This is a genomic window from Solirubrobacter phytolaccae (genome assembly GCF_027587195.1).
In the GTDB taxonomy this organism is placed as follows: Bacteria; Actinomycetota; Thermoleophilia; order Solirubrobacterales; family Solirubrobacteraceae; genus Solirubrobacter; species Solirubrobacter phytolaccae.
In genome coordinates, this window is sequence record NZ_JAPDDP010000018.1 from 24951 (window position 1) to 49220 (window position 24270).

Annotated in this window: 26 protein-coding genes; 18 read left to right on the plus strand and 8 right to left on the minus strand. The window is 72.2% G+C overall.

Annotation, left to right across the window (positions count from 1 at the left end):
• From OJ997_RS11990 to OJ997_RS12035, 10 genes are read left to right on the plus strand one after another with little or no spacing between them, the layout of a single operon-like run.
• Complete coding sequence (locus tag OJ997_RS11990; protein ID WP_270025426.1) at positions 1-495, plus strand: MogA/MoaB family molybdenum cofactor biosynthesis protein; 495 nt, start codon at positions 1-3, stop codon at positions 493-495.
• Positions 473-1126 (plus strand): ATP-binding cassette domain-containing protein, encoded by a 654-nt coding sequence (locus OJ997_RS11995; RefSeq protein WP_270025336.1) that lies wholly within the window; start codon positions 473-475, stop codon positions 1124-1126. Before OJ997_RS11990 ends, OJ997_RS11995 begins: the two co-directional genes overlap by 23 nt.
• The gene (locus tag OJ997_RS12000; RefSeq protein ID WP_270025337.1) at positions 1119-1793 is read left to right on the plus strand and encodes a heme exporter protein CcmB; all 675 of its coding nucleotides are present in this window, start codon (positions 1119-1121) and stop codon (positions 1791-1793) included. Before OJ997_RS11995 ends, OJ997_RS12000 begins: the two co-directional genes overlap by 8 nt.
• Positions 1790-2530 carry a cytochrome c biogenesis protein gene (locus tag OJ997_RS12005; RefSeq protein WP_270025338.1) on the plus strand — a complete coding sequence of 247 codons (741 nt, stop codon included), beginning with the start codon at positions 1790-1792 and terminating at the stop codon, positions 2528-2530. Before OJ997_RS12000 ends, OJ997_RS12005 begins: the two co-directional genes overlap by 4 nt.
• 1 nt (position 2531) lies before the next feature.
• Positions 2532-2732 (plus strand): hypothetical protein, encoded by a 201-nt coding sequence (locus tag OJ997_RS12010; protein ID WP_270025339.1) that lies wholly within the window; start codon positions 2532-2534, stop codon positions 2730-2732.
• Entirely contained in the window at positions 2729-4024 is a 1296-nt protein-coding gene (gene hemA, locus OJ997_RS12015; protein WP_270025340.1) for a glutamyl-tRNA reductase, read from the plus strand. The genes OJ997_RS12010 and hemA overlap by 4 nt, the downstream gene beginning before the upstream one ends.
• Positions 4021-4833, plus strand: a complete 813-nt coding sequence (gene hemC, locus OJ997_RS12020; protein ID WP_270025341.1) for a hydroxymethylbilane synthase — start codon at positions 4021-4023, stop codon at positions 4831-4833. Before hemA ends, hemC begins: the two co-directional genes overlap by 4 nt.
• Positions 4834-4844: 11 nt before the next feature.
• On the plus strand, positions 4845-6248 hold the full coding sequence (cobA, locus tag OJ997_RS12025; RefSeq protein ID WP_270025342.1) for a uroporphyrinogen-III C-methyltransferase: 1404 nt from the start codon (positions 4845-4847) through the stop codon (positions 6246-6248).
• Positions 6249-6263: 15 nt separating this feature from the next.
• A complete protein-coding gene (locus OJ997_RS12030; RefSeq protein WP_270025343.1) occupies positions 6264-6992 on the plus strand; it encodes an SAM hydrolase/SAM-dependent halogenase family protein in 729 nt (242 codons plus the stop codon).
• Complete coding sequence (locus OJ997_RS12035; RefSeq protein ID WP_270025344.1) at positions 6989-7669, plus strand: biotin--[acetyl-CoA-carboxylase] ligase; 681 nt, start codon at positions 6989-6991, stop codon at positions 7667-7669. Before OJ997_RS12030 ends, OJ997_RS12035 begins: the two co-directional genes overlap by 4 nt.
• Here OJ997_RS12035 and OJ997_RS12040 read toward each other — a convergent pair.
• From OJ997_RS12040 to OJ997_RS12055, 4 genes are read right to left on the minus strand one after another with little or no spacing between them, the layout of a single operon-like run.
• Positions 7653-9044: a hypothetical protein gene (locus tag OJ997_RS12040; protein ID WP_270025345.1), complete on the minus strand. Its 1392-nt coding sequence runs from the start codon at positions 9042-9044 to the stop codon at positions 7653-7655. The two genes, OJ997_RS12035 and OJ997_RS12040, sit on opposite strands and share 17 nt — an antisense overlap.
• The gene (locus tag OJ997_RS12045; RefSeq protein WP_270025346.1) at positions 9041-10489 is read right to left on the minus strand and encodes a hypothetical protein; all 1449 of its coding nucleotides are present in this window, start codon (positions 10487-10489) and stop codon (positions 9041-9043) included. Before OJ997_RS12045 ends, OJ997_RS12040 begins: the two co-directional genes overlap by 4 nt.
• A gap of 36 nt (positions 10490-10525) precedes the next feature.
• Entirely contained in the window at positions 10526-11305 is a 780-nt protein-coding gene (locus OJ997_RS12050; RefSeq protein ID WP_270025347.1) for an SDR family oxidoreductase, read from the minus strand.
• On the minus strand, positions 11306-15016 hold the full coding sequence (locus OJ997_RS12055) for a DEAD/DEAH box helicase (protein WP_270025348.1): 3711 nt from the start codon (positions 15014-15016) through the stop codon (positions 11306-11308).
• A 351-nt stretch (positions 15017-15367) separates the two neighbouring features.
• Between OJ997_RS12055 and OJ997_RS12060 the strand changes: the two genes are divergently transcribed.
• From OJ997_RS12060 to OJ997_RS12075, 4 genes are read left to right on the plus strand one after another with little or no spacing between them, the layout of a single operon-like run.
• Entirely contained in the window at positions 15368-15958 is a 591-nt protein-coding gene (locus OJ997_RS12060; protein WP_270025349.1) for a TlpA family protein disulfide reductase, read from the plus strand.
• Positions 15939-16892: a galactose-1-phosphate uridylyltransferase gene (locus OJ997_RS12065; RefSeq protein WP_270025350.1), complete on the plus strand. Its 954-nt coding sequence runs from the start codon at positions 15939-15941 to the stop codon at positions 16890-16892. The genes OJ997_RS12060 and OJ997_RS12065 overlap by 20 nt, the downstream gene beginning before the upstream one ends.
• On the plus strand, positions 16889-17314 hold the full coding sequence (gene dtd / locus OJ997_RS12070; RefSeq protein ID WP_270025351.1) for a D-aminoacyl-tRNA deacylase: 426 nt from the start codon (positions 16889-16891) through the stop codon (positions 17312-17314). The genes OJ997_RS12065 and dtd overlap by 4 nt, the downstream gene beginning before the upstream one ends.
• A 56-nt stretch (positions 17315-17370) precedes the next feature.
• Complete coding sequence (locus OJ997_RS12075; RefSeq protein ID WP_270025352.1) at positions 17371-17958, plus strand: hypothetical protein; 588 nt, start codon at positions 17371-17373, stop codon at positions 17956-17958.
• Positions 17959-17961: 3 nt separating this feature from the next.
• Here the strand turns inward: OJ997_RS12075 and OJ997_RS12080 are convergent, their stop codons facing one another.
• Positions 17962-18597 carry an ATP-dependent Clp protease proteolytic subunit gene (locus OJ997_RS12080; RefSeq protein WP_270025353.1) on the minus strand — a complete coding sequence of 212 codons (636 nt, stop codon included), beginning with the start codon at positions 18595-18597 and terminating at the stop codon, positions 17962-17964.
• A gap of 67 nt (positions 18598-18664) precedes the next feature.
• On the opposite strand from OJ997_RS12080, the gene OJ997_RS12085 reads away from it, so the two are divergent.
• The 4 genes from OJ997_RS12085 to OJ997_RS12100 all read left to right on the plus strand — a co-directional run bounded on the left by OJ997_RS12085 (position 18665) and on the right by OJ997_RS12100 (position 20697).
• Positions 18665-19024, plus strand: coding sequence for an SRPBCC family protein (locus OJ997_RS12085; protein WP_270025354.1), 360 nt, complete (start codon positions 18665-18667; stop codon positions 19022-19024).
• Positions 19012-19323: an ArsR/SmtB family transcription factor gene (locus tag OJ997_RS12090; RefSeq protein ID WP_270025355.1), complete on the plus strand. Its 312-nt coding sequence runs from the start codon at positions 19012-19014 to the stop codon at positions 19321-19323. The genes OJ997_RS12085 and OJ997_RS12090 overlap by 13 nt, the downstream gene beginning before the upstream one ends.
• A 10-nt stretch (positions 19324-19333) precedes the next feature.
• The gene (locus OJ997_RS12095) at positions 19334-20026 is read left to right on the plus strand and encodes an SDR family oxidoreductase (RefSeq protein ID WP_270025356.1); all 693 of its coding nucleotides are present in this window, start codon (positions 19334-19336) and stop codon (positions 20024-20026) included.
• A gap of 74 nt (positions 20027-20100) precedes the next feature.
• Positions 20101-20697 carry a Clp protease N-terminal domain-containing protein gene (locus OJ997_RS12100; protein ID WP_270025357.1) on the plus strand — a complete coding sequence of 199 codons (597 nt, stop codon included), beginning with the start codon at positions 20101-20103 and terminating at the stop codon, positions 20695-20697.
• Between the two features lie 464 nt (positions 20698-21161).
• On the opposite strand, the gene OJ997_RS12105 is transcribed toward OJ997_RS12100, so the two are convergent.
• From OJ997_RS12105 to OJ997_RS12115, 3 genes are read right to left on the minus strand one after another with little or no spacing between them, the layout of a single operon-like run.
• Positions 21162-22232 carry an ABC transporter ATP-binding protein gene (locus OJ997_RS12105; protein ID WP_270025358.1) on the minus strand — a complete coding sequence of 357 codons (1071 nt, stop codon included), beginning with the start codon at positions 22230-22232 and terminating at the stop codon, positions 21162-21164.
• On the minus strand, positions 22229-23296 hold the full coding sequence (locus tag OJ997_RS12110) for an ABC transporter ATP-binding protein (RefSeq protein ID WP_270025359.1): 1068 nt from the start codon (positions 23294-23296) through the stop codon (positions 22229-22231). Before OJ997_RS12110 ends, OJ997_RS12105 begins: the two co-directional genes overlap by 4 nt.
• Positions 23297-24268, minus strand: a complete 972-nt coding sequence (locus tag OJ997_RS12115) for an ABC transporter permease (protein ID WP_270025360.1) — start codon at positions 24266-24268, stop codon at positions 23297-23299. It lies immediately after the preceding gene.
• Positions 24269-24270 lie beyond the last annotated feature (2 nt).

Here is a 24270-nt window from a genome sequence, read left to right on the forward strand (position 1 = left end):
ATCCGCGCTGCCGTCCTGACAGTTTCCACGCGCGTCTCGCGCCGTGAAGCCGAGGACCTCTCCGGGCCCAAACTCGCCGCCGCCGCCGAAGACGCGGGCTGCGAGGTCGTGGGCATGGAGGTCGTCCCCGATGACTTCGCCCTGATCGAAGACCGCCTGCACCACTTCGTGGCCGCCGGCTGCGACCTGATCTTCACCACGGGCGGCACGGGCCTGACCCCGAACGACATCACGCCCGAGGCGACGCGCTCGGTGATCCAGCGCGAGGCGCCGGGCTTCGCCGAGACGATGCGCGCCGAGGGCCTGAAGTACACGCCGCACGGCATCCTCACGCGCGGCGTGTCCGGGATCGCCGGCAAGACGCTGATCGTGAACTTCCCGGGCTCGCCGAAGTCGATCGAGCAGCTCTTCCCGGTGCTGGCGCCGACGCTCAAGCACGTGGTGCGCACCCTGCGCGGGGACTCGTCGCACCATGAGAGCGATCGAGCTGGCTGACGTCGGCCGCGCCTACGGGGAACGGGTCGCGCTCTCGGGCGTGACCCTGGCGGTCGAGGAAGGCGAGACGCTGGCGGTGTTCGGCGCCAACGGCGCGGGCAAGACGACGCTGCTGCGGATCCTGGCGTCCCTGCTGCGGCCGCACCGGGGCGAGGCCCGCGTCCTCGGGCACGTGCTGCCGAAGGAGGGTTGGGCGGTGCGCGGGAAGGTCGGCTTCCTCGGCCACGACCCGCTGCTTTACCGCGACCTGACCGCGCGCGAGAACCTCGAGTTCCACGCGCGGCTGCACAAGGTCCCGTTCGCGCGGATCGACGAGCTGCTGGAGGCCGTGGGCCTGGCACGGCGCGCCGACGACCCCGTGCACACGTTCTCGCGCGGGATGATCCAGCGCACGGCGGTCGCGCGGGCCGTGCTCCACGCGCCCGAGCTGCTGCTGCTCGACGAGCCGCTCGCGGGCCTCGACCCGGGCGCCGCCGCTCTCGTCGAGCCGTTGATCAGCGGCGGCACGCGCGTGGTGATCTCCCACGACCCCACGTTCCGCGGCGACCTCACGCTGGGCCTGCGCGACGGGCGCGTCGCCTTCTGCGAGCGCGACGTCACCACCGACGACGTGCGGGCGCTGTATGCGTAGCGCGGTCGGCGCGCTGCTCCGCAAGGACCTGCTGCTCCAGCGCCGCACGCCGGAGGCGGTCCCGGCGATGGTGCTGTTCTCGATCGGCACGTTCGTGCTCTTCCACTTCGCGCTCGACGAGCGCGAGGTGACCGGCAACCTCGCGTCCGGGATCCTGTGGGTGACGCTGCTGTTCGCGGCCGTGCTCGGGATCAACCGGCTGTTCGTGTCCGAACGCGAGGAGGGCGGCTTCGACGGCTTCCTGCTCGCGCCCGTGGACCGCACGTCGATGCTCGTGGCGAAGGCGATCCTGCTGTTCCTGTTCCTGAGCGTGGTGGAGGTGTTCGTGCTCGCCGCGTTCACGATCCTGCTGCTCGGCCCGTCGCCGTGGGGTCCGCTGCCCGAGCTGATCCTCGTCCTGGCGCTCGCCAACGCGGGGATCGCGGTGATCGGCACGCTCGTCGCCGCGCTCGCCATCCAGACCCGCGCGCGTGACCTGATCGTCCCGCTGATCGCGCTCCCGCTGAGCGTTCCCCTGGTGATCGCGGCGGCCCGCGCGTGTGCGCCATTGCTCACGGAGGGCGGCGCGGGGGCGCTCGAAGCACGGTGGTTGGCGATCCTCGGCCTCTATGATCTCGTCTTCGGGCTGCTCGCCTACGCGATCTTCGACTTCCTGCTGGAGGAATGAACGCTGTGTTCGGCCGGGGGCTGAAGACCCTCTCGCTCATTACGGTCGCCCTGATTGTGGGCGCCTTCGCCATGGTGTTCTTCTACGCGCCGAACGACGCGGATCAGGGGTTCATCCAGAAGATCTTCTACCTGCACGTGCCGCTGGCGATCGTCGCGCTGTTCGGCTTCGTGGCCGGTGGCGTGTACGGGATCAAGTACCTGCGCACGGGTGACCGCCTGCACGACCTGCGGTCCTACGTCGCCATCCACCTGTCGCTGATCCTCGCGGTCGGCGCGCTGGTCACGGGCTCGATCTGGGCCCGCGGCTCCTGGGGCGTGTGGTGGACGTGGGACGAGCCCACGCTCGTGAGCTTCCTGATCGTCTTCCTGCTCTACGCGTGCTACCAGCCGCTGCGGTTCTCGATCGAGGATCCGGAGCGCCAGGCGCGCTATGCGGCGGTGTTCGCGATCATCGCGGGCGCGTTCGTGCCGCTGAACTTCATGGCCGTGCGGATGGCGGAATCGCTCGTGCACCCGCGCGTGCTCTCAACCACCGGCGGCTCGATGCCGAGTGACATGCGTATCACGTTCCTCGTCTCCACGGTCGCTATGGCGTGCCTCTTCATCACGCTCTGGAAGTACGAGCTCGCGTCCAAGCACGCGACGTTCCGCCTGCGCGCCCTCAAGCGCCGCCTCGCCGACGGCGAGGATGCCTGGACCCCGAACCCGCGCCGGTCGGCGGCGCCCACCCTCTGACATGCCTGCTCTCCCTCTCGACGAAGCCGGCAAGTACGTCGCCGCCGCCTACCTCGTCTTCCTCGCGCTCGTGCTGATCTACGTGGCGATCATGGCCGGCCGCCTGGCGCGCGTGGAGCGCGATCTCGGCGAGATCACGGACCTGCTGGAGCAGCGCACCGCCGAGGCGGAAGACGACGAGCGGGAGACGGTCCCGCGGTGAGCGAGCTCCTGGCGCTGGGCGCCTCGCACAAGACGGCTGACCTTGCCGTACGCGAGCGGCTGGCGCTGCTGGACGGCCAGGTGGAGCCGTTCCTGCACGAGCTGCTGCTGCTCGACGGCGTCAGCGAGGCCGTCGCCATCTCCACCTGCAATCGGACCGAGCTCTACGTCGTCGGCGAGGCGCCCGAGCAGGCCGTGCAGGTGCTGGACGCACGCACCGGTGCGCCCCTCGGCGAGGCGCTGTACTCCTCGCGCAACTGCGACGCCGCACGTCACCTGTACCGCGTCGTGTCCGGCCTGGACTCGATGGTCGTCGGCGAGGCCGAGATCCAGGGCCAGGTCAAGCGCGCGTACGAGCGGGCCCTGGCGGCGCGCACGACCGGGCCGCTGACGAACCAGCTGTTCCGGGCCGCGCTGGCCACGGGCAAGCGGGTGCGGACGGAGACGGCGATCTCCGAAGGTCACGCGTCGGTCGCCTCGGTGGCCGTGGACGCGGCGCAGGCGCTGATCGGCGACCTGACCGCCTCCCGCGTCGTGATCGTCGGCGCGGGCGAGAACTCCGAGCAGGTCGCGCGCGCGTTCCACGCGCACGGCGTGTCGACGATGTTCGTAGCCAACCGCCACCGCGACCGGGCGATCGCGCTCGCGGCGCGCTTCGGCGGCGGGTCGGGCTCGTTCGACGAGCTGCCGGGTGAGCTCGAACGCGCCGACGTGGTGGTCTCTTCGACCGCTTCGCCCCACGCGATCATCGGCCCGGAGGAGCTCGCGGCGGTGATGGCCGAGCGCGACGGACGGCGGCTGCTGCTCGTCGACCTGGCCGTGCCGCGGGACATCGACCCCGCATGCGCCGCGGTCGAGGGCGTGACCCTGATGGACATGGACGCGCTGCAGCGCGCCATTCGCGGACATCTGTCCGTGCGCCGCGCGGAGGCCGTGCGCGCCGAGGTGATCGTCGAGGAGGAGATCCAGACGTTCGCGGGCTGGCTCGGCCGGCTCGAGGTGATGCCGACCCTGGCGGCGTTGCGGATCCGCGGCGACGAGGTCGTCTCCGAGCTGCTGGCGGCCAACGCCGGGCGCTGGGAGTCCCTCAGCGAGCGGGACGCCGCGCGGGTGGAGGCGCTGGCGCGCGCGGTCGCGAAGCGGCTGCTGCACGAGCCGACGGAGCGCGTGAAGGCGCTCGACGGCGAGCATCGCCACGCCCGGCTGGGGCTCCTGCGCGAGCTCTTCGGCCTCGAAGAGGAAGTGGCGTCGGAGGCCGGCGAGGCCGCCGAGGTCCGCCGGCTGGCCGGGTGAGCAAGCTCCGCCTGGGAACGCGGGGCAGCGCGCTGGCGCTGGTCCAAGCTCGTGCTGTCGCCGCGTTGCTCGACGTGGACGCCGAGCTCGTGACGATCACCACCGCCGGTGACGTCGACCGTGCGCGCGGCGACAAGTCGCGCTGGGTCGGTGCGCTGGAGGCCGCGCTGCTGGCGGGCGAGATCGACCTGGCCGTGCACTCGGCCAAGGACGTGCCGTCCGAGCTGGCGCCGGGCACCGAGATCGTCGCGACGCCGCGGCGGGCGGACCCGTTCGACGTCGTCGTCGGGGACCTGCGCGAGGGCGCGCGGGTCGGCACGAGCGCGTTGCGGCGCCGCTCGCAGCTGCTGGCGTGGCGCCCTGACCTCGAGGTCGTCGAGATCCGTGGCAACGTTGACACGCGGCTCGCCAAGCGCGAGGCGGGCGAGGTCGACGCGCTGGTGCTCGCGGCGGCCGGGCTGGACCGGCTCGGGCGCGACGTGGGGCGCAAGCTGATGGAGGACGTCTTCGTGCCCGCGGCCGGGCAGGGCGTGATCGCGGTCCAGGGGCGCGTGGGGACCTCCGCGCCGGGTGTGGACCACGCGGCGACGCACGCGGCGCTGGACGCCGAGCGGGAGGTGGTGCGCGCGCTGGACGCGTCCTGTCACACGCCGATCGGGATCCTGTCGTTGGAGGGCCGGATGCGCGGCTACGTAGGCCTGCCGGACGGCTCGTCCTGGATCTTGGAAGAGGGCGCGGACGCGTCCGATCTGACGCGGCGCCTCGTCGCCGCGGGGGCGGAGGAGCTGTTGCGGGCGGTGTCGGCTTGACGGTCTTCCTGGTGGGTGCGGGTCCCGGCGATCCGGGGCTGATGACGGTCCGTGCGCGCGACCTGATCGCCGCCGCCGACGTGATCCTCTACGACCGCCTGATCCCGCCGGGAGCGCTGGACGGCGCGCGGGCCGACGCCGAGCTCGTCTACGTGGGCAAGATCGGCGGCGGGCCGCAGATGCCGCAGGAGGAGATCGACCGCCTGCTGATCCAGTACGGCACCGGCCCGCGCACGGTGGTGCGGCTCAAGGGCGGCGACCCGTTCGTCTTCGGGCGTGGCGGCGAGGAGGCGCAGGTGCTGCGCGCCGCCGGCATCCCGTTCGAGATCGTGCCGGCCGTGACGTCGGGCATCGCCGCTCCGGCCTACGCGGGCATCCCGGTCACGCACCGGGACTACGCGTCCGGCGTGGCGTTCGTCACCGGGCACGAGGACGGGTCGATGGACTGGGAGGCGCTGGCGCGCTTCCCGGGGACGCTCGTCTTCTACATGGGCGTGAAGGCGCTGCCGCGGATCGCTGATCGGCTGGTGGCGGGCGGTCGCTCGGCGGACGAGCCCGTTGCAGTCGTCGAGCGCGGCACGCTCCCCGGGCAGAAGACGGTCGTGTCGACGCTGTCCTCGGTCGTCGAGGACGCGGCGGGGATTCGCGCGCCCGCGATCACGCTGGTCGGACCGGTCGCGGGGCTGCGGTCGGAGATCGCGTGGCTCGAGCAGCGGCCGCTGTTCGGGAAGACGGTCGCCGTGACGCGGGCCCGGGCGCAGGCCTCGGCGCTCGCCGCGCGCCTGCGAGAGCTGGGCGCGACGACGGTCGAGGCGCCGGCCATCCGCACGCAGCCGCTGGACGTGACGTTGCCCGCGCCGCGTGACTACGACCTGCTGTGCGTGACCTCGCCCGCGGGCGCCGAGTACCTGTTCACGCACCTGCGCGACGCGCGGGACCTGGCGGGCGTGACCGTGGCCGCGATTGGACCGGGGACGGCGCGCGAGCTGCGCGCCCGCGGCGTCGAGCCGGACGTCGTGCCGGAGCGCGCGGTGGCCGAGGGCCTGATCGAGGCGCTCGCGGAGCTGTCCTTCGAGCGCGTGCTCATCGTCCGCGCGCGTGAAGGCCGCGACGTGCTGCCCGACGCGCTCCGCGAGCGCGCCGAGGTCGACGTCGTCGCGTTGTACGAGACCGTCGCCGAGCCGCTCTCGGACGAGACCCGCGAGGCGGCTGGGAAGGCCGACTACCTGCTGTTCACGTCGGGGTCCTCGGTGCGCTTCTTCGCCGAGGCGGGTGGTTCGCTCACCGGACCAAAGCTCGTCTCGATCGGTCCGGCGACCTCGGACGTCCTGCGCGAGCACGGCGCCGAGCCGGACCTCGAAGCCGACCCGCACACGCCGGACGGCCTGATCGCCGCCCTCGTCGCCGATTCCTAAAGACCCAGGTCCTTTATGTTCGTCACGTTCCTGAGCGACTACGGGCCGGGCGACGAGTACGTCGGCGTGGTCGAGGGCGTGATCGCGTCGATCGCGCCGGACGTGCGGGTCATCCACCTCGGGCACGGCGTACCGGCGCAGGACGTGCGGACGGGCGCGCGGCGGCTGGCGCGGGCCCTGCCCTTCACGCCGGCCGGCGTCCATCTCGCGGTCGTCGACCCGGGGGTCGGCGGCGCGCGGCGTGGGCTCGCGATCCGCTGCGGTGCGCGCTGGCTCGTCGGACCCGACAACGGGCTGCTCGTCCCGGCGGGCGAGCGGTTCGGGATCGACGAGGTCGTCGACGTGAGCGACTCGCCGTGGCGGCTGCAGCCCGTCTCGGCCACGTTCCACGGCCGCGACGTGTTCGGGCCGGTCGCGGCGCACCTCGCGCTGGGCGAGGCGCCGGACGGTCCGCGACTGGACGGCGAGGCGCTCGTACGGCTCGCCGCCCTGCCCGCGGATAAGGTCAACGTCGTGGAAGTCGACGGGTTCGGCAACCTGATCACGGACGCGGCGCTGCCCACGGGCGAGCGTGTGCGGATCGGTGGCCACGAGGTCGTGGTCGGCCGGACGTTCGGCGACGTAGAAGTCGGCGGGCTCGTGATCTACGAGGATTCGGCGGGCGACATCGCCGTCGCCGTCAATGGTGGAAGCGCGGCCGCGCTGCTCGGCGTGGGCGCGGGTGACGAACTGGAGCTGGCATGACGCTGGGTGAGCCGCGTGAGCATCACGCGACGATCGGGTCGACGAACGAGCGGGCACGGACGCTCGCCGACGAAGGTGCGGCGCACGGGTCCCTGGTGACCGCGGACGCCCAGACCGCGGGGCGCGGCCGCCAGGGCCGGACGTGGGTGACGCCGCCGGGGGTGGCGATCGCGGCGTCCTTCGTGCTGCGCGAGTTCGACGACCTCCTGCCGCTGCGGGCCGGGCTCGCCGTGGCGGACGTCGCCGGCCCGGACGCGGTCGTCAAGTGGCCGAACGACGTCTGGGTCGACGGCCGCAAGGTCGCGGGCATCCTCGCCGAGAGCAAGTCCGACCCGCGCTGGGCGGTGCTCGGCATCGGCGTCAACGTCGCGGTCGACGTGGCCACGCTGCCCGAGGAGGCCGCGACCGTCGCGGGCTCACTCGGCCTGAAGCCCGAAGACGTCGAGTTGATTCTGAACGAGCTGCTGATCACGCTGCAGACGCGGCTCGAGCAGGACCGCTCTTCGCTGCTGACCGCGCTGCGTCAGCGCGACGCGCTGCTCGGCCGGCGCGTGCGCTGGCAGGACGGCGAAGGGCTCGGCGCCGGGATCGACGAGACCGGCGCGCTGCTGGTGGACGTCAACGGCAAGACGCTGAAGCTCAACGCCGGCGAAGTCACGCTCAGCGCCCACCTTTAGCTTTCGCGCGCCGCCGCGGGAGGAACCGGCGCCCGAAGCGCGGGCGCGGGTTGCGGTCGGTGAACTCGTCCCACTCGGCCTGGCGGCGTGGGCCGAGGTGGGCGCGGACCTCGTCGTCGTCGCGGCGGTACGGGCGCGCCGCCGGGGCGAGGATCTCGTCGTGGAGCGTGCTCGCGAGGCCGTTCGGGGCCTTCGCGAAGATGCTGAAGGTGATCGCCAGCAGCTCCTGCGGGTCCTCGCTGGCGGAGAGCGCGTTCGTGAGCGCGAACGTCATCGTCTGGTCGAAGCTCGTCTCGCCGACCGCCCCGCGGATGCGCTCGATCGCGTCGAAGTAGCCGTCGACGATCTGCGGCTCGATCAGCTCGGCCGCGACGAGCTCGAGCAGCTCGTGCGCCCGCTCGACCGGGACGTCGTGGTTCGGGGCGAGCGCGCGGGCGGCGAACCGACCCCAGGCGTCGAAGCGGTGCGTCGGGCCCGGGCGGCGCGCGGCCGCGTACCAGGCGCAGTACGCCGGCAGCTCGAGGTGATGCGGGACGCCCCGCAGCGCGAGCGCGAGCGGGTCGGCGGTGTCGACGTCCGCCAGCGGGTCCGCCATCAGCAACGCGCTGGCGTGCTTGATGTCCAGCTCCGGCGGGCGGCGCTCGGCGTCGTGGAACACGCGCAGCAGCTCGGCCAGGTGCTCCTTGGTCTCCGGGCCGTCCTCGCCCCACAGCGCGCGGACGTCCGCGACCGCGTGCGGGTCGAGCATCAGCAGCGTCTTCGCGGACTGCGCGCGCCGTTCCGGATAGCGATCCACGACCGCCCACAGGTACACGGACATCAGCGCGAGGCTCGGGCTCGTGGTCGCGCGGTGCTTGAGCGCGACCAGCGCCTGATCGTTCTTGCACAGCTCGCGCAGCAGCGGCCGGCGGTCCGGGTCCTCGGCGACCTGGTCCGCCAGGTGCTCGGCGACCTTCGCGACGAGCGGATCGAGCAGCGCCTGCTTGCCGACCTCGCCCATCGCCTGCTGGACGGTGTCGAGCTCGAAGTCGGCGACGATCACCGCTGCCGCGCGCTCGTCGGCCTGCGGGTCGATCCCGAGCAGCCCGAGGTCCACGCCCGCGGCGAGCAGCGTGCCGGAGGCAGGCGTGCCCTGCGCGGCCTCGAGCCGCTCCAGCCACGGCGTGAGCGCCTCGGGCGACGGCTTGGTGGGCGCGTGGACGCCGACGAACGGCAGCTCCTCGGGCAGCTCGGTCGCGAGCGGGATGACGTGCCTGAGCGCCGCGTCCGCGAGCGCCGCCGAGTCCGCGTCGGCGGGCAGCTTGCGCGCGAGCTGGTGCAGCTCCAGCCAGGCGTCGAGCGCCGAGCGGTCCGCCTCGAGCCAGGTCGCGCTCACGGCTGCTCACCCCGCTTGAGGGAAGCCTCGAGGTCGGCCAGGGACATCCCGACCTCCCGCTCCTCGATCACTTCGACCTCCGGCACTGCTTCTTCCTCGGCAGCTTCCGGCTCCGGCGTTGAGGGCGCGGGCGCCTGGCTCAGCGACTGTGCGAACGCTTCGAGCGAGATGCCGAGCTCGATGGTCGTGTCGGCCACCTCGGGCTCCTCCTCGGCCACCGGCGCGGGCGCGGGCGGGGTCACGAACCGGTCGCGGATGCGCCGCTCCTCGATCTCGGGCATCGGCGGCAGGCTCTCGTCGGGCTGGACGCTCTCGGTCTTCAGCTCCGCGAGCAGGCTCGACCAGGCATCCATGTCGGGGAGCTCGTCGGGCTCCTCGTCCTCCGGCGCTTCGGACATCTCGGGCTCCTCCGCGGCTGGCTCGGGCTCGGGCTCTGGTTCGAGATCGGGCTCGGGCTCCACCGGCACGGCCTCGAACGGGACCTCGATGACCTCGTCGTCATCCAGGGTCTCGAACGGGCCTGGCGGCTCAACGATCTCCGGCTCCGGCTCGGGCTCGACCTCGAACGTGGCGTCGATGACCTCGTCCTCCTCCACGACCTCGGCGTCGAGGATCTCGTCGGGCTCGGTCAGCGCGACGATCTCCATCGGGGCGGGCTCGTCGCGCACGGCGAGCGCAGTCGTCGGGCCGGCCGTCGGCAGGCCGTCCGCCGCGCGGGCCGCGAGCGCGACCTCGCCGGAGGTGGCCAGCTCGATGATCAGCTGGAGGGCGAGCGGCAGCTGGTGCGGCGCGAGCAGGTCGGTCGCGCCGCCGTACACGGCGAGGGACAGGCCGTCGGGCTCGTCGAGGCGGGCGACGGCCTCGATCAGCTCGCCGCGCGCCGCCAGCTCCTGCGCGACGCGGGCGTAGAGGGTGGGGGCGAGATCGCAGGGCTCGGTGGCGTCGATCGCGTCGGCGATCGGTTCGGCGGAGGCGCTCACGCGCACCCCATCGTCACCAGCCGTGGAGAACGTGAGCCCTGCACCGCCGGGCAGCGCAGAGTTCAGCCATTCGACCCATGCGGCGCGGCGCGTGTCGTCCGGCTCGAAGAACACGACCGGGCCGGCGAGGGCGGCGTCGAGCAGGCGCGTGGCCACGCCGGCCGGGGCGTCGGCGAGGAAGCCGAGGTCGACCGGGCGAGCCTCCAGCGCGTCGAGCTCGAGCGGGCCCGGCTCCACGCGCCAGAAGGACGCGCCGTGCAGCCCGGCGCCGGACGGGACGCCGGCGACGACGTGCGTGAAGTCGTCCACCCGGCGTGCCGCGACGAGGCCGACGCCCTCGACGGCGCTCACGCGCAGACCATCGTGCCCCGGCAGGACCGCGAGCAGGGCGACGGGATCCAGCGTGTCGTGCGACGCGAGGACCTCGGTCAAGTGGAAATACGCCTGCGGGTGGCCCTTCGCCACAGCAGAACGGTACCCGGACTGGGGTGTCCAGGAGCGCTAACCGGCGGCGACGCGCGCCTGCAGGCGTCGCATCCCGGCCAGCCAGCGCTCGTAGTCGCTGGTCTTGTGCCGGTAGAAGTCCAGCACCTCGGGGTGCGGGAGGATCAGGAACGTCTCCGTCTCCAGCCCCGCGATCACGATCTCCGCGACCTCCTCGGGCTCGAGCACGCGCCCGGAGGCTTTGACCACGTCACCCGAGCGGCCGGAGCCGTGCAGCAGTGGCGTGTTGACGCCCATCGGGCACAGGCAGCTGACGCCCAGCCCGCGGTCGCCGTAGGTGATCGAGAGCCACTCGGCGAACGCGACCGCCGCGTGCTTGGTCACCGCGTACGGGGCCGAGCCGATCTGCGTCACGAGCCCCGCCGCCGACGCCGTCGCCAGGAAGTAGCCCGTCTTGCGCTCGAGCCAGCTCGGCAGCAGCCGCTCGGCGGCGTTCACGTGCGCGCGCAGGTTCACGCGCAGCGCGAGGTCCCAGTCGTCGGTCTCGCCGAGCCCCTCACCGACGGCGACGCCCGCGTTGGCGCAGAAGATGTCGACGGGCCCGAACGCGCTCTCGGCGATGTCCATCAGCGCGTCCGCATGGTCGGGATCGACCACGTCACACGCGAACGGCAGCGCGGCGTCACCGATCTCCCGGGCGACGGCCTCGGCGCCGGCCTTGTCGAGGTCGGCGACGACCACGCCGGCGGCACCCTCAGCGGCGAAGCGGTGCGCCAGCGCGCGCCCGATCCCGGACGCGCCGCCCGTGACGACGGCGACCTTCTCCGTGACCCTCATTTAGGCGGCGGCGTCCTCGACCGCCGCTCGGACTCGTTCGATCGCCGCGTCCAGCTCGCCGGCCGGCGGCTTCTTCGCGCGTGGCTTGGCCTTCGCGGCGGGCTTCTTCTTCGCGGCCGCCTTCGGCTTGGCCTTGGCCTTCGGCTTGGCTTTCGGCGCGGCCTCGACCGCGGGCGCCTTCGCGCGCGGCTTGCGCTTCGGCGCCTCGGCGACCTCGACCGCGGGCTTCGCGGCCGGCTTGCGCGTGGCGCGGGCCTTGGGCTTCGGCGTCTCGGCGGGAGCGTCGAACAGCGCCGCCTGCGCCTCGGGTGCCGCCTTGGCGCGCGGCTTGCGCTCGGGCGCGGGCTTCGCGGCCGCCACCTCGACGACTTCGACCGCCTCCGCGGCGGGCTTGCGCGCCCGCGGCTTGCGCTTCGGCTGGGCGGCGTCGACCTCGACGACCTCGACGGTCTCGGCCGCGGGCGACTTCGCGCGCGGCTTGCGCTTGGCCGCCGGCTTCGCGGCGGTCACCTCGACGACTTCGACCGCCTCGGCAGCAGGCTTACGCGCCCGCGGCTTGCGCTTGGGCTGGGCGGCGTCGACCTCGACGACCTCAACCGGCTCCGCTGCGGGCTTCCGGCGAGAACGCGCGGCGGGCGCGGGCGCTTCGGCCTGCCCGGTGGTGACCGCGGGCTCCGCCGTCGCGGGCGAACGACGCGAACGCGACGGACGCGCGGGCGCTTCGGCCTCGGTCGCCGCGGGCGCCTCGACGGACTCCGCTGCGGGCGTGCGACGCGAGCGCGACGGGCGCGCGGGCGTCTCCGCCTCGGGCGCGGCTTCGGCCGGACGACGGCGTGAGCGCGGCGCCTCGGTCTCGTTGGTGGCCGCGGCCTCGACCGGCTCGGCGGCCGGCTTGCGACGACCACGCGACCGGCCGCTCGACGACTCGCCCTGCGGCTCGGAATCGCTCGCGGCGACGGCCTCAGCTGGCTCGCCGTCGGTCACCGCACGACGACGCGAGCGCGGCTCGCGCTCGGGCGCCTCGGACTCGGACTCGCTCGCGGCGACAGCCTCGGTGGGCTCGCCCTCGGGCGCCGGACGGCGACGTGAACGCGGCTGGCGCTTGGGCGCTTCGGACTCGGTCTCGTTGGTGGCCGCGGCCTCGACCGGCTCGGCGGCCGGCTTGCGACGACCGCGCGACCGGCGCGACGGCCTCGACTCGCCCTGCGGCTCGGACTCGCCCTCGCCACCGGCGACGGCCTCGGCCGGCTGCTCGCCATCCGCGTTGGCACGGCGACGCGAGCGCGGCTGGCGCTGCTTCTGCGCGTCGGGATCGGAATCGACCGCACGGCGGCGACGCGAGCGGCCACGGCGCGGCGCGTCCGACTCGACCGCCTCGCCACCCGTCTCGACGTCGAGGCCATCGTCCAGCCCGACGTCCAGGCCGTTCGTCGCGGCGGCCGCGAGGGCCTCGGGCGCCACGCCCTCCCCGGCGCCCTTGCGGCGACGGCGGCGCTTGGCCTTGCTGCCACGGCCCTTGGGGAAGTTGCGCAGCAGCTCGCGCGCCAAAGCGGCGGGCTTGCGGGACATCCGGGTGCGGGCGCCATTGATGACCTCGCCCGCCTCGGCGGTGTGCGGGATCGCGGCGGCGAGCAGCGCGGCGCTCAGCCGCCGGTCCTGCGTGCGGGACTGCGCGACGAGCCGCCGGGCGTTGCGCGCGTGCGCCCCGCCGGACGAGTTCACCAGCAGGCCCAGGAGGCGCTTGGTCTCCGGCCAGCGCTGGACGGCGTACTCCTCGTGGACCTCGCGCGTCATGTTCGCGCAGCGCCAGATCCAGTTGTTGGCCTGGTCGCGGCGGCCGATCTTCTTCTCGGCCAGCGCCTGCAGGACGACCTTCACGCCCTCGCGCTTGTCCTCACGCGGCCAGGACTCGACGAAGTCCAGCGCACGGTCGAAGGCTTCGGCGTCCCGCCCCGAGGCGATCTCCTGCAGCGCGCGCAGGCGCAGCTGCGGGTTCTTGTTGCGGTCGACCGCGGTGATCAGGAACGTGCGCTTGAGCTCGCCGCCCTGGTCGAAGTGCAGCATCGCGCGAGCGCGGCGCCAGCCGGTGGGAGCGACGCGCGCGCCCGCCAGAGCGGCCCACTGGACCTGCTCGCCGTAGTCCAGATGCTCGACGGCGATCCGCCACAGCTCGCGCTCGAAGACCTCGATCCGCCGGTTCTCCTCGGCGGTGACCGGCAGCACGCGGCGCTCGACGCGCAGGCGACGGCCGCGGCCACGACGCACCGGGCCGACCACGATCGCGCCGCCGCGGTAGACGTCACGGTCCAGCAGCGAGTGCAGCGTGACGACCGGGTCGTCGTGCTTGGTCGCGGGGTGGACGAAGTCGACGACGATGCCGGCTTCCTTGCCTTGCTGGCGACGGGTGACGCGGCCGACGCGCTGCTGGTAGATGCGCTTGGACGCCGTCGGCGCCAGGTGCATGCAGACCGTCGCACGCGGCGAGTTCCAGCCCTCGGCGAGCAGCTGCGCGTTGACCAGCACGTCGACGTCGCCGGCCTCGTAGCGGGCGAGGATCTGCGCCAACTCGCGCTTGGGCGTCTCACCCGAGACGGCCTGCGCGTTGATGCCGACGTCCCGGAAAGCCGAGGCGACGTTGTACGCGTGGCGCACGCCGGCGGCGTAGACAACGCCCGGCACGCCGTTGAAGCGCGTCTTGTAGAGGTCGGCGATCGCCAGGTTGAACGGCAGCTGATCGAGCAGCTGGGCCAGCATCTCCTGGTCGAACTCGGTGTCCACCTCGCCGCGGCGCAGCGGCACCTTGGCGATCGTGCGGACGCCCGGCCCCGGCGGGATGCGGACGCAGCGCAGCGGCGAGATGACGCCGCGGCGCGCGGCCTGCGCCAGGTCGAAGCGCGAGGTCTGCGTCGGGAAGAGGTCCGTGACGTGGCGCGCGATCAGCGCGCCCGTCGCCGTCATGCCGACGAACACCGGGCCGGTCCAGGCGCGGATCGCGGCCGAGGTCTTCTCGCCCAGCGCGGTGTGCGCCTCGTCGCAGATGACGATCGAGTACGCGTCCGAGATGTTGCCCGCGTTGCGGACGAACCACTGGTAGGTCTCGACCGTGACCGGCCCGTTGGCCGTGTCGTCGTGGCCGAGCAGCGCGGGCGCGATGCGCTTGGCGTACCCACGGTCGCGCAGCTCGCCGTGGAACTGGTCCACGAGGTTGCGGCGGTGGGTGAGGATCAGGACGCCGCCGGTGCGGGAGGCTTCGACGAAGCCGACGGCGGCGACGGTCTTGCCGGCGCCCGTCGCGTGCTCGAACCAGAAGCGCTTGCCGGCGTTGGGGTCCTCGGGGGCGTCGGAGACGTCCTCGTCCTCCTCGCCGGCGCCGGCGTCCCAGTCCGGCGCGTCCTCCTCGACCTCCTCCGGCTCGTCGTCGTCCTCGTCGTCCTCGTCTTCGTCCTCATCGACGACGATGGGCTTCTCGACGGGGGCGAGGACGGGCTCGGGCACGGGCGTGCCGGGGGCGGCGGTGTCGCCGGTCTTCAGGCGATCGGCGAGCAGCGCGGTGAGCGTGCCCGAGAGCGCGTCGATCTGGTGCGCGGAGAGCACGGTGCCGTCGACGAGGTGCGGCTCGTCCTGGGAGAGCAGCCGTTCGAGCCCGAGCAGCAGCGACCATTGCCGTCGCCAATGCGGTGACGGCACCTTGGCGCCGCCCTCGATTTCCACGAGGGCGGCTTCGAGCGCGCGGCGACGCGGCGTTCCCGGAGCCAACGCCTGTGCGGCGTCCTCTCCCTCAGTGAGGAAGGGCTCACGACTGAACGCCGAAGCGCGTTCGATCTCTTCGGTTGAAGGAAGCGTGGCCAGATCGGCCACCGGAGTGGTCTCAGCCATGAACCGGCTCTGGAAGTGACGGTGAGAAGCGGACGCCGCGCGACACGGCGGACACTCCAGGCAAGGCCCGCGAAAGAGAGCTCCAGGCGCCGATTGGCGTTCCCCTCGGTCGTGCTCCCTGCGGGCTGGGGACTATTCAAGCAGACTCGGTTCCCGGAGCCGCTTCATCTGCCACCCTCTGCACCGATGCGCCGGGTGCTGATCCTCCTTGCCTCTCTAGCCCTCATAGCGGTCGTGGTCATCGGCCTGACCAGCGCCGGGGGCGGCGACGGAGCCACCGATCCGCCCGACAGCCTCGCTGACGCCCGTGAGGAGCTCGCCGGCGCGCCGGCTCCGCTCGCCGCGCTGCACGCCCAGGCGAACGAGCTGCTCCCCGGCGGGACCGAGGCCTTCGACCAGCAGCTCGCCGCGCTCAAGGGCCGCCCGATCGTGGTCAACAAGTGGGCCTCGTGGTGCCTGCCGTGCAAGGAGGAGTTCCCGGTCTTCGAGTCGATCGGGACCAAGCGCGGCAAGGAGGTCGCGTTCATCGGGGTCAATGGCGGCGACAAGGACCCCGCGGCCCGCAAGTACCTCGACAAGACCTGGCTGCCGTTCCCGTCGTTCACGGACCCGGACGAGGTCATCTCCCGGGAGCTCAAGGCGCCGAAGAACTATCCGATGACGGTCTTCATCGATCGCACGGGCAAGACCACCTACATCCACTCGGGCCCGTACCGCTCCGACCAGGCGCTCATCGACGACATAGACAAGTACCTCGGTGCCGCAGGTTCGAGTTGACCCGCTGAGCGGGCTCAAGACGATTGTCGCCGGCGCCCGCGCGGACCGGCCCAACAGCGGCTTCTCGGTCACGGCGGAGCCCCCGGTCGATCCCGCCACCGACGTGTTCGCGCCCGGCCACGAGGACCAGACCCCGCCGACGCTGCACACGGACGGCGCCCCCTGGCGCGTGCGGGTGTTCGACAACCTCTATCCCGCGCTGGTCCCGGCGACCGAGACGCCCGAGCGCGACGCCCACCCGGACCTCTTCACCGCCCAGCCCGCCGCCGGCGCGCACGAGGTGATCGTCAACGCGCCCGACTCGGTCACGAGCCTCAGCGACCTGAGCGAGGAACAGCTCGCGCTCGCCGTCGAGACCTGGCGCGAGCGCATGCGCGTGCACCGGGACGCCGCCTGCAAGCACCTGATCGTCAACGAGGGCAAGAGCGCCGGCGCCTCGATCCCGCACACCCATGCCCAGCTCTACGCGATGGACTTCGTGCCCGCCGCGATCGCCCGTGAGCGCGAGCGCTTCGGCGCCTACGCCGTGCGGACGATGGGCGGGAACCTGCTCGGGGACCTCGTGCAGGAGGAGGTGCGCCGCCGCGAGCGGATCGTGGCGATCGACAAGGAAGCCGTGCTGATGACGCCGTTCGCCTCGCGCTCGCCGTTCCATCTGCTGCTCGCGCCCCGCCGCACCCAGGCGCGCTTCGAGGACGACGGCGGCGGCGCGGCGCTCCTGCACGACGCGCTCCGGCGACTGAAGGCGCGCCTCGGCGCGAGCCCGCCGCTGAACCTGTGGGTTCGGACCCAGCCGAGCGGCGCCGACCACTACTGCTGGCGGATCGAGATCGTGCCGCGCCTCGGCCAGCCCGCGGGGCTGGAGCTGGGGTCGGGCGTGCACGTCTGCATCCACCCGCCCGAGCAGGCGGCCGCCGAGCTGCGCGAGCTTTGAGAGCGCTGGTCCAGCGGGTCAGCCGGGCGCGCGTGACGGTCGAGGGAGCCGTGACCGGCGCGATCGGCCCCGGGCTGCTCGTCCTGCTCGGCGTCACTCACACGGACACCGAGGCCGACTGCGACAAGCTCGCCGCCAAGGTCCTCGCCCTGCGGATCTTCGAGGACGCGGACGGGAAGATGAACGAGGCGCTGGGCGCGGAGCGCGAGATCCTGTGCGTCTCGCAGTTCACGCTCTACGGCGACGCGCGCAAGGGCAACCGGCCCGCATTCGTGGCCGCAGCGCGCCCGGAGCTCGCCGAGCCGCTGTACGAGCGCTTCTGCGAGCGGACGGGCGCGCAGCGCGGCGTCTTCGGCGCGCACATGGACGTCGAGCTTGTCAACGACGGGCCCGTCACGTTGATGTTGGAGATTCCCGGCTAGGCGCCCCGCGCGAGAACGCGGCGCGGTCGGGGCGCGGGGTACTAGGGTTGCGCCCTATGCCGATCTGCCGCTTTGCCGCGGAGCCGCCGCAGGGCGGGCTTCCACCGGAAGACGACCTCAAGGCCGAGTTCCTCGCCGCGTGCCTGCGCATCGAGACCGACTCGGACGACCCGGAGCTCGGGGACGCGGGCGAGATCCACTGGTTCCCGGACCGCACCTGGTCCGGCCGCACCTACGTGCCCGCCACGGCGCGCACGAGCACCGGCCTGGAGCTGTTCGGGTACGTGTCCTTCGCGCCCGGCGACGAGCCGAGCGAGCTGTACGCGTTCGCCGACTACACGCCGGACATCGCCGACGACCACCCCGAGTGGCGGATGGACATCTCCCAGGAAGTGATCGGGACCTGGCGCGGTGACAACGGCGACGTGGCCGCGATGACCCTGATCTGGGGCGTCCCGTTCGAGCGCCGCGGGCAGCTGGTCAGCGCGCTGCTCGGCCAGACCGCCGTCGACGAGACGCTCATCGAGGGTGAGCGCTTCACGCTGCTCGCTCCCGACGACTACGGCGGGGAGTACCTCGACGTCGTCCTGCAGGACGGCGCCGGGAACGAGCTCGTGCGCGAGTCGCTCTACGACGACGAGTAGCCGTCAGGTAACGTCGCGCGACGTCCGAGCTTGCGAGGACGGAGCGCGAAACACGTTCTCCCGGTCCGTCACCACGCGGTCGATCAGGCCGTAGTCGGCGGACTGCTGGGCCGTGAAGTAGCGATCTCGCTCCAGGTCGAGCGAGATCTGCTCCTGCGGCTGGCCCGTGTGGTGGGCGTAGATCTCCTCGATCCGCTCCCGCAGCGCGAGCGTCTCCTTGGCGTGGATCTGGATGTCGGTCGCCTGGCCCTGGAAGCCACCCGAGGGCTGGTGGATGAGGATGCGGCTGTTGGGCAGCGCGCTGCGCTTGCCCGCCGCACCGCCGGCGAGGATCAGCGACCCCATCGACATCGCGACCCCGCAGCAGATCGTCGCCACGTCCGGCTTGATGAACCGCATCGTGTCGTAGATCGCGAGCCCGGCGTAGACCACGCCGCCGGGCGAGTTGACGTACATCTGGATGTCCTTGTCCGGGTCCTCGGCCTCGAGGTGCAGGAGCTGGGCGACGACCAGGTTGGCGATGTCGTCGTCGATCGCGCTGCCGACGAAGACGACCCGCTCGCGCAACAGCCGCGAGTAGATGTCAAAGGAACGCTCCCCACGGGAGTCCTGCTGGACGACGACTGGAACGAGCGGCATTGATGTGCAACCTCCGAGTTGCGTATTTGAGGCCATGGTAGCCTGTCGTGCAACCAAGGAGTTGCTGATGCCAGTCGTGAACCGAGATGTCGTCCTCCCTTGCGACCGCGAGCGCGCGTGGGAGCTCATCACCGAGCCATCCGAGCTCGAGGGCTGGCTGGCCGACGAGGTCGACTTCGAGCCCGAGGAGGACGCGCCGCTGCGCGTCGTCGACGGCGGCCAGACCCGCGAGGGCGTCGTCGAGGAGGTCACCGAGGGCGAGCGGATCGTGTTCCGCTGGGGCGACTCGCGCGTGGCCTGGGAGCTCGCCGACGCGCCCGGCGGCACGCGCTTCATCGTCACCGAGCACCGGTTCGCCCACGACTCCGTCACCTGGGGTCCGAAGCTGATGGCGCTCAGCGCCGCGTCCGCTCTGTGCCTGGCGTAGACGACGTCTTCGCCGCGCTGAGCGACCCGACGCGCCGCGAGGTCCTGCGGTCGGTCGCGGCGCGGCCGGAGCTGACCGCCTCGCGGCTGGCGGGCGAGCTGCCGATCACGCGCCAGGCCGTCGCCAAGCACCTCGCCGCACTCCAGAAGGCGGGGCTGGTCGAGCCGCGCCGCGAGGGGCGCGAGACCAAGTACACGCTCACGCCCGCGCCGTTGATGGACGCCATGGACTGGATGGCCGAGGTCGGCGCCGAGTGGGATGTGCGGCTGGCACGACTCATGGAGCGCGCTCGCGGGTAAGCGGGGCCGCATGCCCGCCGCTCTCGTCACCGGTGCCGCCAGCGGCATCGGCAAGGCCACGGCCGAGCGACTGGCCGCCGACGGCTTCGACGTCCTCGGGTTCGACCTCGAGGACGGCGACCTCACCACGCGCGAGGGGAACAAAGCCGCGGTCGACGCGGCGCTGGAGCGCTTCGGCGCGTTGGATGTCGTCGTCGCGAACGCCGGCGTCCAGCACGTCTCGCCGGTGCGTGACTTCCCGGAGGACCGGTGGGACGCGATCCAGGCGATCCTGCTGACGAGCCCGTTCCTGCTCGCCAAGTACGCCTGGGACGCGCTGACTGCGTCCGAAGCCGGGCGCTTCATCGTCGTCGCGAGCGCGCACGCGCTGGTCGCCTCGCCCAACAAGGCCGCCTACGTCGCCGCCAAGCACGGCGTGCTCGGGCTCGTCAAGACGCTCGCCCTCGAAGGCCTCCAGGCCACCGCCGTCTGCCCGGGCTACGTCCGTACCCCGCTCGTCGAGCAGCAGATCCCCGACCAAGCGGCCGCGCACGGAATGAGCGAGGATGACGTCCTGGAGGAAGTCATCCTGGCCCCGCACGCCATCAAGCGCCTGATCGAACCGGAGGAGGTCGCGAACGTGATCGCGTTCCTCGCCGGGCCCGGCGGCGCGGCCTTCTCCGGCGTCCCCGTGACCATGGACCTCGGCTGGAGCGCCCGATAGACCTCCCGGACCGCCTCACCGAGCTGCTCGAGCACGCCACCCACGCCTCCGACCCGGAGGCGGCGCTGCACGCCGTGTCCGCACTCCGCCGCGAGCTCGACGCCTTCGAGCGCGTCCAGGCCTGGAAGGCCCTGGACGGCGGCTCCTCCTACGGCGCGGTCGCCCGCGCGCTGGGCATCTCGAGGCAGGCCGCGCACCGCCGCTACCGCGAGCTCGCCGCCGCGACCGAACCGCCACCCGGCGCGGCCCCGGCCCCGAAGCTCCGCGTCTCCCCCGAGGCCCGCGCGGCCGTCCAGCTCGCGGGCGAGGAGGCGAAGGAGCTCGGCGCCCTCCGGCTCGGCTCCGAGCACCTGCTGCTCGGCATCCTCCGCGGCGGCGACGTCTTGGCCGCCACCGCGTTGCGAGCTGAAGGCGTGACGCTCGAGGCCGCGCGCCTCGCGGTCGCGCCAACGTTGGTCGGCGAGGAGCCACCGCCCAACGGCGGCATCACGGCCTACGCGCGCAAGGTGTTCGGCGAGGCCCTGCGGGCCGCCGCCAGCGAGCCGGGCCACGTGATCGGGGTGGCCGACCTGCTCCGCGAGGCCTTGCGGGATCCGCGCGGGGGCGCGTGCCAGACGCTGGCCGCGCTGGGCGTCTCCGTCGACGGCGTGCGGGCGCGGCTCGCGGGCTGACGGCAACGGCTGACCTCACCGTCGGGCGTCGCGTCAAGAAATTCATGCCCCGGCGGCTTCGCGCTGCGCGGCCGCCCCAGGAATTTCTTGACCCGCCGCGGCCGGCGTGGTGCGGGCAGGTGAGGAGGGTTCCCCTCACTGAGTGAACGCCCAGGCGTTCACCTCGATTCGATCACGAAGGACCACCCGGATTGGTCAGTTTTGGAGACACGCCACGCGAGCGTTCAGTTAGTCACCCAGGAGGGGACAAAGTGAACGCTCGCGTGGCAAGGGCGGTGTTCGTTTTGCATCGCGGAACGAACCCTCGCGAATCGCCGAGGGGAACGCGAACGCGTTCACAGTCCGGGGAACCCGGCTCATTGGCACATGAGCGCGCCGGCCGCGGCGGGTCAAGCGGCTCGCCGCGAAGCGCGAGTTGCTTGACGCGCCGCCCGACGGTGTGCTCGCCGTTCACGCGGCCGAGCTCAAGACTCCACGTTGCGCGCCGTCGGCACCCGCTCCAAGACCTCGGCGTCGGTCAGCGGGAAATGGCACGTCGCCAGGTTCCCGCCGTCCTTGGGCTCCAGCGGCGGGTCCTCGTTGCGGCAGATCTCCTGCGCCTTCCAGCAGCGCGTGTGAAAGCGGCACCCAGGCGGCGGGTTCGTGGGCGACGGCACGTCGCCCGTGAGCACCTGGCGCTTCTTCGCGGCGGCCAGGCGCGGGTCGGCGACCGGCACCGCCGACATCAGGGCGCCCGTGTAGGGCATCCGCGGGTGCGAGTAGAGCTGGTCGGAGGTCGCGAGCTCGACGATCCGGCCCAGGTACATCACGGCCACGCGGTCGCACATGTGGCGCACGACGGAGAGGTCGTGGGCGATGAAGATCAGGGTCAGCCCGAGGTCTCGCTGGAGGTCTCGCAGCAGGTTCAGCACCTGGGCCTGGATCGACACGTCCAACGCCGAGACGGGCTCGTCGGCCACGATCACCTTCGGCTTCAACGCCAGAGCCCGGGCCACGCCGATGCGCTGGCGCTGGCCGCCGGAGAACTCGTGCGGGTAGCGGTTGTAGTGCTCGGGGTTGAGGCCGACGATGTCCATCAGCTCCTGGACGGCCTTCTTGCGCGCCCCACCCTCCTTGTGCATCCCGTGGATGACGAAGGGGTCGCTGATGATCGAGCCGACCGTCTTGCGGGGGTTCAGGGACGAGTAGGGGTCCTGGAAGATCATCTGCATCTCGCGACGCAGGGCCTTCAGCTCGGGCCCCTTGGCGTCCGCGATCTCCTGGCCCTCGAACTTGATCGAGCCGTCCGTCGGCGCCATCAGGCGCAGGAGCAGCCGCGCGGTGGTGGACTTGCCGCAGCCCGACTCGCCCACCAAGCCCAGCGTCTCGCCGCGCATGACGTCGAAGGAGATGCCGTCGACGGCCTTGACCGCCCCGACCTGGCGGCGGAAGAAGCCCGCGTGGATCGGGAAGTGCTTGAAGAGGCCGTCGACCTCCATGATCTTCTCGCCGGCGACGGGAGCCGAGCCGGACGTCTCAGAGGCAGCGATGCTCATACGGCCTTCTCCTCAGCAGCCATCACGTCGGCACGGGCCTCGTCGGGCTTCACGCCCGTTCGCAGCTCGCTCCAGAGCTTACGGCGCACGCTGGAGTCCAGCAGGCACGCCGACTGGTGGCCCGGATTGCCGGCCACGGGCTCGAGCTTCGGGTCGACCTTCTTGTGCGCCTCGCGCACGTACGGGCAACGTGGGTGGAAGGAGCAGCCGCCCGGCAGGTTGATCAGCGACGGCGGGCGGCCCGGGATCGGCACGAGCTCCTCGTCGCGCGACGCGTCCAGCCGCGGGATCGACGACAGCAGGCCCCACGTGTAGGGGTGCTCGGGCGCGGCGAAGATCGTGTCCGTGTCGGCCTTCTCGACGATCCGGCCCGCGTACATGACCGAGATCTCGTCCGCCATCTCGGCCACGACGCCGAGGTCGTGGGTGATGACGACGACCGCAGTGTCGAACTCGCTCTGCAGCCGCTCGATCAGCTCGAGGATCTGCGCCTGGACCGTCACGTCCAGCGCCGTCGTCGGCTCGTCGGCGATCAGCAGCTTCGGGTCGTTCGCGAGCGCCATCGCGATCATCGCGCGCTGACGCATGCCGCCCGAGAACTCGTGCGGGTAGGCATCGGCGCGCTTGCGCGGCTCCGGGATGCCGACCAGCGAGAGCATCTCCACGGCGCGGTCCCAGGCCTGCGCCTTCGAGACGTCCCGGTGCGCCCGCACGCCCTCGGCGATCTGCGCCCCGACCTTGTAGAAGGGGTGCAGGGAGGACAGCGGGTCCTGGAAGATCATCGCGATGTCGTTGCCGCGGATCGAGCGCATGTCCTCCTCGGACGCGCCGAGCAGGTCCTTGCCGTTGAAGCGCACCGTGCCGCTGATGCGGGCGTTGCGCGAACGGGTCAGGCCCATCACGGTCAGCGAGGACACGGACTTGCCGGACCCGGACTCACCGACGATCCCGAGCGTCTGCCCGCGATCGACGGTGTAGGAGATGCCGTCGACGGCCTTGACCAGCCCGTCCTCGGTCTCGAAGTGGACCTTGAGGTTCTCGACCTCGAGCAGCGGGGCGCCCATCTAGTACCTCACTCTCGGGTCGATGAAGGCGTACAGGATGTCGACGATCAGCGACATCATCACGATGAAGAACGCGCCGAAGAGCACGGTGCCCTGGATCACCGGCAGGTCCGACACGGTGATCGCGTTGAACGCGTAGCGCCCGATGCCGGGGATGTTGAAGACGGTCTCGGTGAGGATCGCGCCGCCGAGCAGGATGCCGATGTCCAGGCCGAGCAGGGTCACGATCGGCGTGATTGCGGCGCGCACGCCGTGCCGGAAGATCACCCGCCGCTCGCTCAGGCCCTTGGCCCGCGCGGTGCGGATGTAGTCCTCCTGGAGCGTGTCTATGAGGTTGCCTCTCAAGAACCGCGCGTAGATCGCGGCGAAGGCGGCCGCGAGCACGCACCACGGCATGATCAGCGCCTCGGCCTTCCCGAGTAAGGAGTCCGCCTCCCCGTACGCCGAGTTGCCGGGCAATATCGGCCAGATGCCTATCTGGTCGTCGAACAGGTAGAGCGCGACCAGGCCGAAGAAGTACACCGGCGCGGAGATGAACAGCAGCGCGATGCCCATCGCGATCCGGTCCAGCGCCGAGCCGGTCTTGACGGCGGAGAGCACGCCCAGCGGGATGCCGATCGACAGCCACAGGATCACGGCGCCGGTCGCGAGGAAGATCGTCACGGGCAGCCGCTCGAGGATCTCCGGCAGCACGTCCGTGTTGTTCTGGTAGCTGAAGCCGAGGTAGATCCCGTTCCCGCCGACGAACGGCAGGATGTCCCCGATGTAGTTGATGAACTGCTCGGGCTTGGACTTGTCCAGGCCCAGCTGCACGCGGATGACCTCCACGAGCTGCGGAGACGGCGAGCGGCCGGCGCGCGCGACCGCGGGGTCGCCCGACGGCAGGACGCTGAAGATCACGAACGTGATGCACGTGATCGTGAAGAGCAGGAAGACGACCCAGAGGAGCCGGCGTGCGATGTAGGCAGCCATGT

What these genes read in the sequence shown, in the direction of transcription:
- OJ997_RS11995 (WP_270025336.1), top strand. Translation starts at nt 473, where the DNA reads ATGAGAGCGATCGAGCTGGCTGACGTCGGCCGCGCCTACGGGGAACGG.
- OJ997_RS12000 (WP_270025337.1), top strand. Translation starts at nt 1,119, where the DNA reads ATGCGTAGCGCGGTCGGCGCGCTGCTCCGCAAGGACCTGCTGCTCCAG.
- OJ997_RS12005 (WP_270025338.1), top strand. Translation starts at nt 1,790, where the DNA reads ATGAACGCTGTGTTCGGCCGGGGGCTGAAGACCCTCTCGCTCATTACG.
- OJ997_RS12010 (WP_270025339.1), top strand. Translation starts at nt 2,532, where the DNA reads ATGCCTGCTCTCCCTCTCGACGAAGCCGGCAAGTACGTCGCCGCCGCC.
- OJ997_RS12030 (WP_270025343.1), top strand. Translation starts at nt 6,264, where the DNA reads ATGTTCGTCACGTTCCTGAGCGACTACGGGCCGGGCGACGAGTACGTC.
- OJ997_RS12035 (WP_270025344.1), top strand. Translation starts at nt 6,989, where the DNA reads ATGACGCTGGGTGAGCCGCGTGAGCATCACGCGACGATCGGGTCGACG.
- OJ997_RS12050 (WP_270025347.1), bottom strand. Translation starts at nt 11,305, where the DNA reads ATGAGGGTCACGGAGAAGGTCGCCGTCGTCACGGGCGGCGCGTCCGGG.
- OJ997_RS12060 (WP_270025349.1), top strand. Translation starts at nt 15,368, where the DNA reads ATGCGCCGGGTGCTGATCCTCCTTGCCTCTCTAGCCCTCATAGCGGTC.
- OJ997_RS12075 (WP_270025352.1), top strand. Translation starts at nt 17,371, where the DNA reads ATGCCGATCTGCCGCTTTGCCGCGGAGCCGCCGCAGGGCGGGCTTCCA.
- OJ997_RS12080 (WP_270025353.1), bottom strand. Translation starts at nt 18,597, where the DNA reads ATGCCGCTCGTTCCAGTCGTCGTCCAGCAGGACTCCCGTGGGGAGCGT.
- OJ997_RS12085 (WP_270025354.1), top strand. Translation starts at nt 18,665, where the DNA reads ATGCCAGTCGTGAACCGAGATGTCGTCCTCCCTTGCGACCGCGAGCGC.
- OJ997_RS12095 (WP_270025356.1), top strand. Translation starts at nt 19,334, where the DNA reads ATGCCCGCCGCTCTCGTCACCGGTGCCGCCAGCGGCATCGGCAAGGCC.
- OJ997_RS12105 (WP_270025358.1), bottom strand. Translation starts at nt 22,232, where the DNA reads ATGAGCATCGCTGCCTCTGAGACGTCCGGCTCGGCTCCCGTCGCCGGC.
- OJ997_RS12110 (WP_270025359.1), bottom strand. Translation starts at nt 23,296, where the DNA reads ATGGGCGCCCCGCTGCTCGAGGTCGAGAACCTCAAGGTCCACTTCGAG.
- OJ997_RS12115 (WP_270025360.1), bottom strand. Translation starts at nt 24,268, where the DNA reads ATGGCTGCCTACATCGCACGCCGGCTCCTCTGGGTCGTCTTCCTGCTC.